Origin of the sequence: Ensifer sp. Root423, assembly GCF_001426275.1 — a bacterium.
In the GTDB taxonomy this organism is placed as follows: domain Bacteria; phylum Pseudomonadota; class Alphaproteobacteria; order Rhizobiales; family Rhizobiaceae; genus Ensifer; species Ensifer adhaerens.
The window spans coordinates 569,575-584,774 of sequence record NZ_LMEG01000045.1 but is presented as its reverse complement, the minus strand read 5'-3'; the positions used below and the strand labels follow the sequence as shown (position 1 = coordinate 584,774).

General features: G+C 64.9%; 12 protein-coding genes. 10 read left to right on the top strand and 2 right to left on the bottom strand.

The features are described from left to right. The first annotated feature begins 395 nt into the window (after nucleotides 1-395). From ASD01_RS31445 to ASD01_RS31425, 5 genes are all read left to right on the top strand, one after another. A complete protein-coding gene (locus ASD01_RS31445) occupies nucleotides 396-1,244 on the top strand; it encodes a TIGR01459 family HAD-type hydrolase (RefSeq protein WP_034800971.1) in 849 nt (282 codons plus the stop codon). Nucleotides 1,245-1,257: 13 nt separating this feature from the next. After that, nucleotides 1,258-2,244 (top strand): bifunctional riboflavin kinase/FAD synthetase, encoded by a 987-nt coding sequence (locus ASD01_RS31440; RefSeq protein ID WP_034800973.1) that lies wholly within the window; start codon nucleotides 1,258-1,260, stop codon nucleotides 2,242-2,244. Between the two features lie 244 nt (nucleotides 2,245-2,488). Next, complete coding sequence (ileS, locus tag ASD01_RS31435) at nucleotides 2,489-5,398, top strand: isoleucine--tRNA ligase (protein ID WP_034801431.1); 2,910 nt, start codon at nucleotides 2,489-2,491, stop codon at nucleotides 5,396-5,398. 127 nt (nucleotides 5,399-5,525) lie between these two features. Further along, nucleotides 5,526-6,146 carry a hypothetical protein gene (locus tag ASD01_RS31430; RefSeq protein WP_034800975.1) on the top strand — a complete coding sequence of 207 codons (621 nt, stop codon included), beginning with the start codon at nucleotides 5,526-5,528 and terminating at the stop codon, nucleotides 6,144-6,146. A 114-nt stretch (nucleotides 6,147-6,260) separates the two neighbouring features. Beyond that, nucleotides 6,261-6,740 (top strand): GNAT family N-acetyltransferase, encoded by a 480-nt coding sequence (locus tag ASD01_RS31425; RefSeq protein ID WP_034800977.1) that lies wholly within the window; start codon nucleotides 6,261-6,263, stop codon nucleotides 6,738-6,740. Nucleotides 6,741-6,763: 23 nt separating this feature from the next. Here the strand turns inward: ASD01_RS31425 and ASD01_RS31420 are convergent, their stop codons facing one another. Next, entirely contained in the window at nucleotides 6,764-7,213 is a 450-nt protein-coding gene (locus tag ASD01_RS31420) for a nucleoside deaminase (protein WP_034800979.1), read from the bottom strand. A 73-nt stretch (nucleotides 7,214-7,286) separates the two neighbouring features. On the opposite strand from ASD01_RS31420, the gene ASD01_RS31415 reads away from it, so the two are divergent. From ASD01_RS31415 to ASD01_RS31405, 3 genes are all read left to right on the top strand, one after another. Beyond that, a complete protein-coding gene (locus tag ASD01_RS31415; protein ID WP_034800981.1) occupies nucleotides 7,287-9,362 on the top strand; it encodes a pseudouridine synthase in 2,076 nt (691 codons plus the stop codon). A gap of 6 nt (nucleotides 9,363-9,368) precedes the next feature. Further along, on the top strand, nucleotides 9,369-9,929 hold the full coding sequence (rsmD, locus tag ASD01_RS31410) for a 16S rRNA (guanine(966)-N(2))-methyltransferase RsmD (RefSeq protein ID WP_034800983.1): 561 nt from the start codon (nucleotides 9,369-9,371) through the stop codon (nucleotides 9,927-9,929). A gap of 83 nt (nucleotides 9,930-10,012) precedes the next feature. After that, on the top strand, nucleotides 10,013-10,894 hold the full coding sequence (locus ASD01_RS31405) for a patatin-like phospholipase family protein (protein WP_060529841.1): 882 nt from the start codon (nucleotides 10,013-10,015) through the stop codon (nucleotides 10,892-10,894). A gap of 71 nt (nucleotides 10,895-10,965) precedes the next feature. Here ASD01_RS31405 and ASD01_RS31400 read toward each other — a convergent pair whose 3' ends face one another. Next, nucleotides 10,966-12,801 carry a monovalent cation:proton antiporter-2 (CPA2) family protein gene (locus ASD01_RS31400; RefSeq protein WP_034800989.1) on the bottom strand — a complete coding sequence of 612 codons (1,836 nt, stop codon included), beginning with the start codon at nucleotides 12,799-12,801 and terminating at the stop codon, nucleotides 10,966-10,968. A gap of 147 nt (nucleotides 12,802-12,948) precedes the next feature. On the opposite strand from ASD01_RS31400, the gene ASD01_RS31395 reads away from it, so the two are divergent. Next, nucleotides 12,949-14,295 (top strand): TldD/PmbA family protein, encoded by a 1,347-nt coding sequence (locus ASD01_RS31395; protein ID WP_034800992.1) that lies wholly within the window; start codon nucleotides 12,949-12,951, stop codon nucleotides 14,293-14,295. An 84-nt stretch (nucleotides 14,296-14,379) separates the two neighbouring features. Continuing rightward, a complete protein-coding gene (locus tag ASD01_RS31390; protein ID WP_034800994.1) occupies nucleotides 14,380-15,195 on the top strand; it encodes a 3'(2'),5'-bisphosphate nucleotidase CysQ in 816 nt (271 codons plus the stop codon). The last annotated feature ends 5 nt before the right edge of the window (nucleotides 15,196-15,200 follow it).

Below are 15,200 nucleotides of genomic sequence, written 5' to 3'. Positions count from 1 at the left end.
GATCGACCCGATGGATGGGTGTTAGCACTCTCATTTATCGAGTGCTAGCGATGCCGAGATAAGCTTGGGTATGGGGTGAGTCAAGGATCGGCGCCTAGATTTTTTGCTGACGGCAGTTGCCCTGGACGGGCGCAGCAGGCGCGGGCACAGGCAGCCTAGCCCCATTCTTGGCGAAATGTGGGCGATCGCGTCGATGAGTGGCATGGGCGGGATTTTGACGGTTGATAACCACGACAATGTGCTTCTACGCGGCGGGCCGCATCTGCAGTGCATTTTTCCTGGTTCTCGACACCGCCGGAATCCTTGGGAGGGTGCGCCTTTTTCGGGAGACGAGACTTGTAATCTCCTGTCTTCCTTGCCATGCAAGCCGGAAACCGTGTTTGCAGGAAGCCAGGATGGCCGCAAGGATCAACAGTTTTCGCGAAATCGCCAAGCGCTACGATGTCGTTTTATGTGACGTCTGGGGCGTGCTTCACAACGGCGTGCAGGCTTTCGCGTCCGCCTGTGAAGCATTGGCCGAGGCGCGCGCCGCCGGACTGACCGTCGTGCTCATCACCAATTCACCGCGCCCGAGCCCGATGGTGAAGGTGCAGATCCGCAGTCTCGGCGTGCCCGACGAAGCCTATGATCGGATCGTCACTTCGGGCGACGTGACCCGGGCGCTGATCGCTGCCGCCGACAAGAAGATCTTCTTCATCGGCGCCGAGCGCGACCTGCCCCTGCTCGAGGGGCTGGGGACGCAGATCGTTTCCTCGGAAGATGCCGAGACGGTCGTCTGCGCCGGCTTCTATGACGACGAGACCGAAACGCCCGAGCATTACCGCGCGACCCTGACGGGCCTTGCCAAGCGCAAGATCCCGTTCATCTGCGCCAACCCGGACCTCGTCGTCGAGCGTGGTCACCGGCTGATCCCCTGCGCCGGTGCGATTGCCAAGCTTTACGAAGAGCTGGGTGGCGAGGCGCGCATCGCCGGCAAACCCTATATCGCGATCTATCGCGCCGCCCTGGGCGAGGCGAAGGCCGCGCGCGGGGCGATTGACCTGACCCGTGTCATCGCCGTCGGCGACGGCATGCCGACGGACGTCAAGGGCGCGCAGGACGCGGGCCTGGATCTGCTCTATATCAGCGCCGGTATCCACGCCCAGGAATACATGAACGAAAGCCGGACCGACGAGGCGAAGCTTGCCGCCTTCCTCAAGAAGGAGGGCGCCTCGCCGAAATACTGGATGCCACGGCTCGCCTGACGGGAAGACGGAGATGACGGTTTTTCATCGCAACGAGACCCGTGATCCGCTTCCGGAGCACTTGCGCGGCGGTGTCGTCGCCATCGGCAATTTCGATGGCGTTCACCGCGGCCACCAGTCGGTCCTTAACCGGGCGCTGGAGGAGGCCAAGTCGCGCGGCGTGCCCGCGCTGGTCCTGACTTTCGAGCCGCATCCGCGAACCGTTTTTCGCCCGGACACTCCAGTCTTCCGGCTGACGCCGGCGCCGCTGAAGGCGCGCATCCTCGAAGGCATGGGCTTCGGCGCCGTCATCGAATATCCCTTCGACCGTACCTTCTCTCAGCTTTCCGCCTCGGATTTCATCCACCGCATCCTGCTTGAATGGCTGCATGCCTCGCATGTGGTGACCGGTTTCGACTTTCATTTCGGCAAGGGCCGCGAAGGCGGGCCCGCCTTTCTGATGGCGGCAGGCGGCGACAACGGGTTTGGTGTGACGCTGGTCGATGCCTTCCGTGATGAAAATGCATCCGTCATCTCGTCGAGCTATGTCCGCGCGCTGCTCGGCGAAGGCGATGTCGCCCAGGCCGCGGGCATGCTCGGCTACCGTTATCTCGTCGAAGCCGAGGTGATCGGCGGCAAGAAGCTCGGTCGCGAACTCGGTTTTCCCACCGCCAACATGCGGCTTGCACCCGAGGTGGAACTCCGACCCGGCATCTACGCCGTGCGCTTCCGTCGTCCCGACGGCTCGCTTTACGACGGGGTCGCCAGTTTCGGGCGCCGGCCGACGGTCGACAGCGACGGCGAACCGCTGCTCGAGACCTTCGTCTTCGACTTCTCCGGCGATCTCTATGGCGAAGTCTGCGCCGTGACTTTCTTCGGTCACCTGCGCGACGAATTGAAATTCGATGGCCTCGATCCGCTGGTGGCGCAGATCCGGCAGGACGAGGCCGAGGCCCGCGCGCTGCTTTCCGGCGTCACGCCACTCGGTGACATCGACCGCAAGCTCAACTTCGCCCGATAAAAGATTTCGGTCTTCGCGCGGCGGCGGACCTTTTCAAAAGGCCGAAAACGCCTTAAACAACCGGCCACCATGACCCGGCACCGTCGATTGATCATCGATCAGCGAATTATTGGCCCGGCCTTCCGCGTGCTGTGATCAGCCGGAAGGTCCGGGATTTCGGCGTTTCCGACGCCCCAGTCATCTCTCGATACCGAGCCCATTTCGTATGCGCGGCCGTTCGCGCGAAGAAGCGATTGCAAAAACCATGACCGACACCGCTGAAAAGATCGACTACTCCTCGACCCTCTATCTGCCGCAGACGGAATTTCCGATGCGCGCGGGCCTGCCGCAGAAGGAGCCGGAAACGGTGGCCCGCTGGCAGAAGATGGGCCTCTACAAGAAGCTGCGCGCATCGGCTGCCGGCCGCGACAAGTTCGTGCTGCACGACGGCCCGCCCTATGCCAACGGCAACATCCACATCGGCCACGCGCTGAACAAGATCCTCAAGGACGTCATCAACCGCTCGTTCCAGATGCGCGGTTTCGACGCCAACTACGTACCCGGCTGGGACTGCCACGGTCTGCCGATCGAGTGGAAGATCGAGGAGAAGTACCGCGAGAAGGGCCAGAACAAGGACGAGGTTCCGGTCAACGAGTTCCGTCGGGAATGCCGCGATTTCGCCGCCGGCTGGATCCAGGTCCAGGCCGAGGAGTTCAAGCGTCTCGGCATCGAGGGCGACTTCGACAATCCCTACACGACGATGAACTTCCACGCCGAAGCGCGCATCGCCGGCGAACTGATGAAGATCGCCAAGCTCGGCCAACTCTATCGCGGCTCGAAGCCTGTCATGTGGTCGGTCGTCGAGCGCACGGCGCTTGCCGAAGCCGAAGTCGAATACGCCGATGTCGAAAGCGACATGATCTGGGTGAAGTTCCCGGTCACCGAAGGTCCCGACAGCCTTGCCGGCACCTTCGTTGTGATCTGGACGACCACGCCCTGGACCATCCCCGGCAACCGCGCCATCGCCTACTCGTCGCGTTATGCCTATGGCCTCTACGAAGTGGCGACCGCCGAGAACGATTTCGGCCCCCAGCCGGGCGAGAAGCTGATCTTTGCCAAGCGCCTGGCCGATGAGTCTGCCGCCAAGGCGAAGCTCACCTTCAACTTCGTTCGCGACCTCGAGGCCGATGAACTGTCGTCCGTGACCTGCGCCCATCCGCTGCACGGTCTGGGCGGCGGCTACGCCTTCAAGGTGCCGTTGCTCGACGGCGACCACGTGACAGACGATGCCGGCACCGGCTTCGTGCACACGGCCCCGAGCCACGGCCGCGAGGACTTTGATGCCTGGATGGACAATGCCCGCGCGCTCGAAGCCCGCGGCATCTCCTCGGCGATCCCGTTCACGGTCGATGATGCCGGCTACTTCACCGCTGACGCCCATGGTTTCGGCCCGGACGCCGAAGGTGGCGCGGGCCGCGTCATCGACGACAAGGGCAAGAAGGGTGACGCCAACGATCGCGTCATCAAGGCGCTGATCGCCCGTCACGCGCTCTTCGCTCGCGGTCGCCTCAAGCATTCCTATCCGCATTCCTGGCGCTCGAAGAAGCCGGTGATCTTCCGCAACACGCCGCAATGGTTCGTCTACATGGACAAGGCCTTTGGTGATGGCACGACCCTGCGTTCGCGCGCGCTGTCCGCCATCGACGACACCCGCTTCGTTCCGGGCGCCGGCCAGAACCGCCTGCGTGCGATGATCGAAGGCCGTCCGGACTGGGTGCTCTCGCGCCAGCGCGCCTGGGGCGTGCCGATCGCGATCTTTGCCGACGATCAGGGCGAGATCCTGATCGACGAGGCCGTCAACGCTCGCATCCTCGACGCTTTCGAACAGGAAGGTGCCGATGCCTGGTTCACCGAAGGCGCCAAGGATCGCTTCCTCGGCAACGACCACGATCATGCCAAGTGGCATCAGGTCATGGACATCCTCGACGTGTGGTTCGACAGCGGTTCGACCCATACCTTCACGCTCGAAGACCGTCCGGACCTGAAGTGGCCGGCCGACGTCTATCTCGAAGGTTCGGACCAGCATCGCGGCTGGTTCCATTCCTCGCTGCTCGAAGCCTGCGCCACGCGCGGCCGCGCACCCTACAACGCCGTTGTCACCCATGGTTTCACCATGGATGAGAAGGGCGAGAAGATGTCGAAGTCCAAGGGCAACACCGTCACCCCGCAAGAGGTGATGAAGGATGCCGGCGCCGACATCCTGCGCCTGTGGGTGATGACGACGGATTATTGGGAAGATCAGCGCCTCGGCAAGACGATCATCCAGACAAACATCGACGCCTATCGCAAGCTGCGCAACACGATCCGCTGGATGCTCGGCACGCTCGCCCACGACAAGGGCGAGGAAATTGCCTATGCCGAGATGCCGGAACTCGAAAAGCTGATGCTGCATCGCCTGGCCGAACTCGACCAGGTCGTGCGCGAAGGCTACGACGCCTTCGACTTCAAGAAGATCGCCCGTTCGCTGATCGATTTCTCGAACGTCGAACTCTCGGCCTTCTATTTCGACGTTCGCAAGGATGCGCTCTACTGCGACGCGCCGTCGAGCCTGCGCCGCCGTGCGGCACTCGCCGTCATCCGCAAGCTCTTCGATTGCCTCGTGCTGTGGCTGGCGCCGATGCTGCCGTTTACGACCGAAGAGGCCTGGCTGTCGCGCAAGCCCGATGCGGTCTCGGTGCATCTCGAACAGTTCCCGGCGATCCCGGCGGAATGGAAGAACGATGCGCTCGAAGCCAAGTGGGAGAAGATCCGTGCGGTCCGCACCGTCGTCACCGGCGCGCTCGAGATCGAACGCAAGGACAAGCGCATCGGCTCGTCGCTGGAAGCCGCACCGGTCGTCCACGTGGCCGATCCGGAGCTGTTGAAGGCGCTGGAAGGCCAGGATTTCGCCGAGATCTGCATCACCTCGGGGATCACTGTCGAGACCACCGAAGGTCCGGCCGACGCGTTCCGGCTGGCTGACGTGGCCAAGGTCAGCGTCGTGCCGAAGCTTGCCGAGGGCCAGAAATGTGCTCGCTCCTGGCGGATCACGACCGATGTCGGTTCTGACGCACTCTACCCGGACGTGTCCGCCCGGGATGCCGCTGCCTTGCGCGAGCTTGGTTTCAAGGCTTAACGCATTGTTACCGGATGAATTGCACTCCTTGCGTTCATCCGGTAAAACCTGCCCGAAATTTGGCGGATTTCTCCGCCATGGGCGCTTGAGTGGCCGCGCTGACTGGTGGCCGGCTGGAAGGAATCTCATGGAAATGACGCGAGAGTTGCGAGTGTTTGCCAGCGTGGCCGCCATTTTGACGAGCGGCCTGGTGCTTACGGGCTGCATCGGCGGGCCGACCTACGGCACGGACAAGACGGCCGGCGAGCAGCTCATGGACGACCTCGGCAGCGTCGCCAGCTTCGGTCCGCCGAAGCGGGATCCGGTCAAGTACCAGCCGCGTCCTGGTCTCGTGCTGCCGCCGTCCACCCAGCAGGCGTCACTCGTCGAGCCGCAGAAGTCGCTCGCCAGCCGTGAGGGGAACCCGGAATGGGTCGAGTCTCCGGAAGAGGTGCGCAACCGCCTGCGTGAAGAGGCCGACGCCAACAAGAACAACCCGAACTACGTCTCCCCCCTTGCCAAGGCCAGCGCCAACGGCCGCCGCCTTTCGGCAAAGGAGCAGCAGGAGGCCTACCGCGAGGCCCGCAAGGTCGAGCAGGGCGCCTATTCCGACAAGCGCCGCTTCTTGAGCGATCCGCCGCTCGACTACCGCCGCCTGCCCGAGGGCACGGAGACCGACCTCGGCGAGCCGGAGAAGGACAAGGAGCGCCGCCGCAAGAAGGAAGCGCAGGTCAAGAATTCCGGCACCAAGTGGTATTGGCCCTTCTAAGACCAGTTCGCCGTTTCATTTGAAACGGCGAATGCCTCACCCTTTTGCATCCATGCAGCTCCGGACGAAAGCACTTCGCGCGTTTTCTGGAATTGCCTAAGCAGCGCCAGAGCCATGACCATCAGCATTCGCGACGCCCGCCCGGAAGATGCAGAGACGATCCTGCGCTTCATCACGGAACTTGCCATCTACGAAAAAGAGCCCGACGCCGTCGAGGCGACGGTCGGGATGCTCCAGGATTCGCTTTTCGGCCCGGGCGCCATCACCCGCGCCGTGATCTGCGAGAAGGACGGCAAGCCGGCCGGCTTTGCCATGTGGTTCTACAACTATTCCACCTGGCAGGCGCGCAAGGGGCTTTATCTCGAGGATCTATACGTCACGCCGGATTGCCGCGGTTCGGGCGCCGGCAAGATGCTCCTGAAGCACCTGGCAAGGATTGCCGTCGAGGAAGGCTGCGGCCGCTTCGAGTGGAGCGTTCTCGACTGGAACGAGCCGGCGATCCGGGTCTACGAGGCCGTGGGTGCCGAGCCGATGTCGGAATGGACGCGCTACCGTCTCTCGGGCGCAGCACTGACGAGCTTCGCAGCCGACTGAAGCAAGAATACGGACGTGCCTTCTCAGCGCTTGCTGGCGAAGAAATCCCTCAGGATCTCGGCAGATTCCCGCTCGGCGAGGCCGGAATAGACGTCGGGGGCGTGATGGCAGGTGGGCGAGCCGAAGAACCGTACGCCGCTGTCGACCGCACCGCCTTTCGGATCGTCCGCGCCGTAGTAAAGGCGGCGGATGCGCGCAAAGGAGATCGCCGCGGCGCACATCGTGCACGGCTCGAGCGTCACGTAGAGGTCGGCGCCAGCAAGCCGTTCGTCGTTGAGGACTGCGGAGGCTTCGCGGATCGCGACAATTTCGGCATGGGCCGTCACGTCGTTGAGCTCGCGGGTCCGATTGCCGGCGCTGGCGATGATCCGGCCGTCGAAAACCACCACGGCGCCGATCGGCACTTCGCCGCGTTCGGCAGCCTTGCGGGCCTCTTCAAGGGCCGCATCCATGAAGCGTGTCGTCTCAGCCATCGCTCAAACAATAATTTCTCTTAACCCACGGGCCGCGACCTGATAGGACAGCCGCAAAAGGCAGGCAACACAAATGACATCCAAAGACAAGCCCACGCGGCCTGGCGGCAAGTCCGCTGGCCGGGACAAGAAACCGCATTTCGCCGACAAGAAGGGCGCTGCGCCGAAAAAGGCTGCAGGAGCCAAGGCTTCCGGCCCGAAGTCTTTCGGTGCCAAGGGCCCCGGCAGGAGCTTCGACGCAAAGACGTCTGATCCCAAGGCCGGCGCTTCGCGTCCGGCCCGGGAGCGCCCGGCAGCGGCTGCAGCGGCCGCCGACGAGCCGCAGCGCATCTCGAAGATCCTGGCGCGCGCCGGCGTTGCCTCGCGTCGCGACGTCGAGCGCATGATCATGGAAGGCCGCATCAGGCTCAACGGTGTCATCCTCGACACGCCCGTGGTCAACGCGACGCTCGCCGATGCGATCGAGGTCGATGGCCAGCCGATCCGCGGTATCGAGCGCACGCGCCTCTGGCTCTATCACAAGCCGGCCGGTCTGGTGACCACCAATGCCGACCCGGAGGGCCGTCCGACCGTATTCGAGAACCTGCCGGACGAGCTGCCGCGGGTTCTGTCGATCGGCCGCCTCGACATCAACACCGAGGGCCTGCTGCTCCTCACCAATGATGGCGGCCTTGCCCGCGTGCTCGAACTGCCGTCGACCGGCTGGCTGCGCCGTTACCGCGTGCGCGCCCATGGCGAGATCGATCAGGAAGCGCTCGACAAGCTGAAGGACGGCATCGCCGTCGATGGCGTGCTGTACGGCGCCATCGAAGCGACGCTCGACCGCGTCCAGGGCTCGAACGTCTGGATCACGATGGGGCTTCGCGAAGGCAAGAACCGCGAAATCAAGAACGTGCTCGGCGCGCTCGGCCTCGACGTCAACCGCCTGATCCGCATCTCCTACGGCCCGTTCCAGCTCGGCGAACTGCCGGAAGGACACGTCCAGGAAATTCGCGGACGCACGCTGCGCGACCAATTGGGACCGCGCCTGATCGAGGACGCCAAGGCGAACTTCGACGCGCCGCTTTACAATGATCAGGCGGCGACCGTTGCCGGTGAGGCTGAAGACGACGCCGCCGACACGCGCAGGCCGGAGCGCAACAACCGCTGGGAAAAGCCGGAGGACAAGCGCGAGCGTGCCCTTTCTCGTCTGGACACCCGTCGTGACGACCGCCGCGACGGTGGTGGTCGTGGCAAGGATGGTGCCCGCGGCAAGGGTGGCCCGCGCGAAGACCGCGACGCCAAGTTCGAGGATCGGCCGAAGCGCGCGCCGGCTCAGCGCGCCCGCACGGCCAATGTCTGGATGGCGCCGGGCGCCCGCCCGCTCGCCGAAAAGAAGCCGAAGTCCGTTGATGGCGATGCCACCGAGAAGTCCGCCCGTCGCGAGCGTCCGGAAAGCGCGCCTAAGTCCAAGCGCTACGGCCGCAACAAGGATGGTCTGGCGACGAAGACGACCGGCAAGTTCGACCCGGACCGCAAGGGTGGCCCGCACAGAGACTTCGACCGCGCCGATCGTCCGGCCTCTGCCGCGCCGGTCAAGCGTCGCGACGACGAGGGCGAATGGATCAGTGCCAGCGAACCTGCCCGTCGCGGCAAGGACGAGGGCCGCGATGGCGGTTTCGGCCGGCGCAAGTCGGGCGACGCGGGTGACCGCAGGTCGCGCGATCACGGTGACCGTCCTGCGCGCCGTGACGGCGGCGACCGTCCCCGTTCTGAAGGCGGACCGCGCAGCTATTCCGACAAGCCGAGGGCGCCACGCGCCGACGGTGATCGTCCGCAGCGTCGCGAAGGCGGTGAGCGTTCGTTCAGTGACCGTCCGGCTCGCAGCGACGGCGGTGATCGCCGGTTCGACAAGCCGCGGGCTCCACGCGCTGACGGTGACCGTCCGCCGCGTCGCGAAGGTGGCGACCGTCCGTTTGGCGACAAGCCTCGCGGCAAGTCGTTCGGCGGCAAGCCCTCGGGCGGAAAATCCTTCGGTGAACGCTCCGGCGGTCCGCGCGGCGGTAAGCCTGGTGGCGGCAAGCCCGGCGGTGGACGCCCCGGCGGTCCTGGTCGCTCCGGCGGCGGGCGCCCGGCTGGCGGCGGCAAGCCGCGCGGCAGAGGAAACTAAGCGGTCGTGCGGATCGTCGGCGGAGAGTTTCGGGGTCGCAGCCTGGCGACCCCAAAGTCCAACGATATCCGGCCGACCACGGACCGGACGCGCGAAAGCCTGTTCAACATTCTGAGCCATTCCTATCCGGACGCGCTCGACGGCACGCGTGTGCTCGACCTTTTCGCGGGCACCGGCGCCGTCGGCTTCGAGGCGCTGTCGCGCGGATGCCGGCATGCGCTCTTTGTCGAGCAGGGCGTCGAGGGCAGGGGCCTGATCCAGACCAACGTCGAGACGCTCGGCCTGCAGGGCCGGGCCAAGGTCTTCCGGCGCGACGCCACGAGCCTTGGCGGCGTCGGTACGATGGAGCCGTTTCATCTCGTCTTCGCCGATCCGCCCTACGCCAAGGGGCTGGGCGAAAAGGCATTGGAGTCGGCTGCCATCGGCAACTGGCTGGTGCCCGGCGCCCTGGTGATCCTCGAAGAGCGGGCAGATGTCCAGCCGGCGCCGGTCGCAGTCTTCGAAAACCTTGACGTCAGGGTGTTCGGCGACACGCGCATGCATTTCTATCGGTTTCGCGGAGCCTGATGCCGTAATTTCGGTTGAGTTGCCGGGATAGGCTCAGCCGGACGACGCCATTTTCTCAACCCGCCCAGCGCGGAGGCATGCCGATGAAGCAGGATCTTTCGATGACGCATGGATCGGCTGGGGCCCCGGCGCGGCCCACCGTCGCGCTGGCGCTTGGCGGTGGCGGCGCCCGCGGTCTTGCGCATATCCATGTCATCGAGGCACTGGATGAACTCGGCATTCGGCCGGTCGCGATCGCGGGCTCGTCGATCGGCGCGATCATGGGCGCCGGCATGGCGGCGGGTTTGCGCGGCGAAGAGATCCGGGCCCATACGCTTTCCACCGTCGGCCACCGGCGCGAAGTGGTCAACCGCCTGTGGCAATTGCGGCCGTCGAGCCTTTCCGAAGCGATGGCGAGCGGCTTCCGTTTCGGCCAGTTCAATGTCGAGCGGGTGCTCAAGGCCTTCCTGCCCGAGGCCATCCCGCAGAAATTCTCCGACCTCGAAATCCCGCTGAAGGTAGTCGCCACCGACTATTACGGTCAGACGGAGAAGATCTGCGAGAAGGGCGACCTCCGCAAGGCCCTGGCTGCGTCTGCGGCGCTGCCGGCGATCTTCACGCCGGTCCGGATCGACGGGCGGGTCATGATCGACGGCGGCATCTACAATCCCATTCCCTTCGATCACCTGCGCGGCCTTGCCGATATCGTCATTGCGGTCGATGTCGTCGGCGGGCCGGATGGCGACGGCAAGGCGATCCCGAGCCGGATCGACAGCCTGTTCGGCGCGAGCCAGCTGATGATGCAGTCGATCATCGCCATGAAGCTGAAGGAGGGGGCGCCGGACATCCTGTTGCGTCCCGATGTCGGCCGCTACCGCGTGATGGATTTCCTGCGCGCCCAGGACGTGCTGAACGCAACGGCTGCGATCAAGGACGAACTGAAGCGCGCCCTCGAAGAGCGGATGACAGCGCCAAGGCTCACCTGAACCTTGGTGTTTGAAGCTTGGGGCCTGAACAACCTTGGCAATGACGGCGCGTGCCGTCGCAGCGTGAGCGGTTAGGCGCTTTCGCGCTCGTCCGCGGGAAGGCCCGGGAGGATCCGTTCGCCAGTCTCTTGCGAATGGTCGACCTCGCGCTTCGGCTTGACCAGCGGCTCCGGACGCACAGGCCGCGAGTGCAGCATGTCGCGGCCGGCGGTGATGCCCTCGGCCTCCTGTAGCACGAGGCGCGCCTCGTCGCGCTTGCGGATGTCGTCCATGATCGCGATCGCCTCGTCGTCGCCGACCCCCAGTGCCTCCAGTGTCTTGCGGCCGAAGAGCAGGCCGGACTCGAAGGTCTCGCGCAGTTCGTAGTCGACACCCTTGGCGCGCAGTTCCAGCGTGTGCAGACGATCGTAGGAGCGGGCGTAGATGCGGGCATTCGGATATTCGGATTGCACGAGATCGATGATGTGGTCGGTCGTTTCCTTCTTCTGGGTGCAGACGGCGACGATCTTGGCCCGTTCGATGCCCGCGGCGCGCAGCACGTCGAGACGGTTGCCGTCGCCGAAGTAAATCCGGAAGCCGAAGGTCGCGGCCTGGCGCACGCGCGCGGCGGAATGATCGATGATCGTCACATCGCGACCGCCGGCAAGCAGGATCTGGGCGGCGATCTGGCCGAAGCGGGAGAAGCCGATCATCAGCACATCGGCATTGGCGCCGTCGAAGTCTTCTTCGATCTCTTCGTCCATCTCGTCCTGCTCGCGCATCAATTTCGGCGCGAGCATTGAGGCAAGGGGCGTCAGCGCCATCGACAGGGTCACGATCGCGACCAGCAGCGAGGCGTTGCCGTCCGAGAAGACGCCGGCGCTTGCCGCCGCCGTGAACAGCACGAAGCCGAACTCGCCGCCCTGCGGCAAGAGCAGGCTGATGCGCACGGCGTCATTGTGATGTGATCCGGTGAAGCGGCAGAGCCAATAGAGAACCAGGCTCTTCAGTGCCATCAGCAGCGGCACGGCGATGATGATCAGCTGGTAGCGCTCGACGATGACGCCGAGCTCTAGCGACAGGCCGACCGCCATGAAGAACAGCGCCTGCAGGATACCGCGAAACGGCTCGATATCCGCCTCGAGTTCATGGCGGTAGGAGGACTCGGCCAGCAACACGCCTGCAAGGAAGGCACCCATGGCCATCGACAATCCGGCGAGCTGCATCATGGTCGCCGCCCCCATGACCACAAGCAGTGCGGCGGCGATCATGACATCGCGTGCGCCGGTGCGAGCGATGAGCTGGAACAGCGGGTTCACAAGGTAGCGCCCGGCAGCGAAGAGCACGACGATCGCAGTGGTGGCGATGGCGAAATCCTCGAGCGGCGGCGTGGTGTCCTCGGGCGCCTGTGCCGCCAGCAGCGGGATCAGCGCCAGAAGCGGCACGATCGCGAGATCCTGCAGCAGCAGGATCGAGAAGGCGCGTTGCCCGTAGCGCGTGTTGCGGTCGTTGCCCTCGTCGAGGATCTGCATGGCGAATGCCGTCGACGAGAGGGACAGTCCGAAGCCGGCGATGATGCTGCCGCCATGATCGAGGAGGCCGAGGGCATAGATGGCGTAGGAAAGCAGGATGCCTGTCAGCAGCACCTGCGCCGTGCCGAGGCCGAAGATGTCGCGCCGCATCTGCCAGAGGCGCGAAGGCTTGAGTTCGAGCCCGATGATGAAGAGCAGGAAGACGACGCCGAGTTCCGAGACGTGCAGGATCTGCTCGCCTTCGGTGATGCTTTGGGCGACAGGTCCGATCAGCACGCCGGCCGAAAGGTAGCCGAGGATCGTGCCGAGCCCGAGCCGCTTGAAGATGGGAGCGGCGATCACTGCGCCACCGAGCAGCATCAGGGCCTGGGAATAGATGATCGGTGTCGTTGCCATGCCTCAGGCTTTCACTGTTGCTGAACCCGGCCCCCAAGCGGAGCATTCGAGAGCGCTTCATTTGCGGTGTTTGAGCGGGAATCGGGTCGATGCCCTTGATGCCTGCTTCGCCGCACAATAAATGGGGCAGGAATGAAAGGCCACACCATGTCAGACACGATCGATTCTGCCGACCTCGAAAAACGCGCATCCGAACTCGTGGACCTCGCCCGCAAGGCCGGCGCCGATGCGGCGGACGCGGTGGTGGTGCGCGGGCGCTCCCGCTCCGTCTCCGTCCGCCTCGGCAAGGTCGAAGCGACGGAAGCCTCCGAAAGTGACGACTTTTCGCTCCGTGTTTTTGTCGGACGGCGTGTCGCCAGCGTTTCGGCCAATCCGGGTTTTGACCTGAAGCTGCTCGCGGAGCGCGCGGTTGCCATGGCCAAGGCTTCGCCGGAGGATCCCTTCGCCGCGCTGGCGGACGCCGACCGGCTGGCGAAGTCCTATCCGGACCTCGACCTTTTCGACGCCACGGCGGTTTCCACTGAAACCCTGACCGAGGCAGCGCTTGCCGCCGAAGAGGCGGCACTCGCGGTCTCGGGCGTTACCAATTCCAGCGGCGCTGGGGCATCGGCCGGCATGGGCGGGCTGGTACTTGTCACCTCGCATGGCTTTTCCGGCTCCTACATGGCCACCCGCTTTGGCCGCTCCGTCAGCGCGATTGCCGGCGAGGGCACCAAGATGGAGCGCGACTACGATTATGATAGCCGCCTCTTCTTTGCCGACCTGCGCGACGCCGACGAAATCGGCCGCCTGGCCGGCGAGCGCGCGGTCGCCCGCATCAATCCGCGCCAGGTGCCGACCGCCAAGAATGTCACCGTCGTCTTCGATCCACGCATAGCCCGCGGCTTCGTCGGCCATCTGGCCGGCGCAATCAATGGCGCGGCTGTCGCCCGCAAGACGAGTTTCCTGCGCGACATGATGGGCAAGCAGATCCTGAAGTCGGGTCTTTCCGTGACCGACGACCCGCTGATCGTGCGTGGCTCCTCTTCGCGTCCCTTTGACGGCGAAGGGGTCAGCGGCGAGAAACTGGCGATGGTCGAAGATGGTGTGCTGAACCACTGGTTCCTGTCCACATCGGCAGCGCTCGAACTCGGGCTTCAGACCAACGGCCGCGGCGTGCGCGGCGGTCCGACGGTCAATCCGTCCTCGACCAATCTGGCGCTCGAGCCGGGATCGATCTCGCGGGACGATCTCATCCGCGGGGTTGGCACCGGCTTCTACGTCACCGAACTGATCGGCCAGGGCGTCAATATGGTGACCGGCGAATACAGCCGCGGCGCCTCCGGCTTCTGGATCGAGAACGGCGAGCTGACCTTTGCCGTCTCTGAAGTCACGATCGCGTCCAATCTCAAAGACATGTTCATGGCGCTGACGCCGGCAGACGACATCGACCGCAAGTTCGGCGTCGCGGCGCCGACGCTCGCCATCGAGGGCATGACGCTCGCCGGCCTCTGACAAGGCCGCTGGAAAAGCAGGCGCGGGAAGCCCGCGCCGATCCCGCCTTCCGGACAAGGGAGAGGCGGGCTGACGGGGTTTTGAATGTCTGACACAGCACCACCGGGCGCGGACTGGAAGCCGGATCTCGACGTGATCCGTGCCGCGGCGGTTGTCGCCGGCGAAACCGCGCTCGGCTATTTCCGCAAGGCGCCCGACGTCCGCTGGAAGAACGAAGGCCGCTCGCCGGTAAGCGAGGCGGATCTTGCCGCAAACGATGTGCTGAAGACGCGCTTGCTTGCGGCCCGGCCCGATTACGGCTGGCTGTCGGAGGAGACGGACGACGATCTGAGCCGGCTGTCGCGCGAAACGGTCTTCGTCGTCGATCCGATCGACGGCACGCGGGCTTTCATCGCCGGCAAGGAACTCTGGTGCGTCAGCGTCGCCGTCGTGCATCGCGGCCAGCCCGTTGCCGGCGTGCTCTATGCCCCGGCGCTCGATGAACTCTTCGAGGCGGTCGCAGGCGGCAGTGCGCTGAAAAACGGTGCCCAAATCTCGGTGCGCGAGGCAAAACCCGGGGAAACACTGCATCTGGCGGCTGCCGAGGACACGATCGGCAAGCTTCCGGCGCCCTATCGCAGCGCCGTTACCCGTATCCCGCATGTGCCGTCGCTTGCCTATCGGCTGGCCATGGTTGCCGACGGGCGGATCGACGGCACGCTGGTGAAGAAGAACTCCCACGACTGGGACCTGGCTGCAGCAGATCTCATTCTAGCGAGCGCCGGCGGCGCGCTGGCCGATCTCGATGCGCAGCCGCTCTCATACAATCGATCCACTGTCGTTCACGGGGTTCTCTGCGCGGCGGCAAAGCCGCTCTTGCCGGGCCTGATCGCCGCATCGCGGTCCATGGAGCCCCATTGACCTTT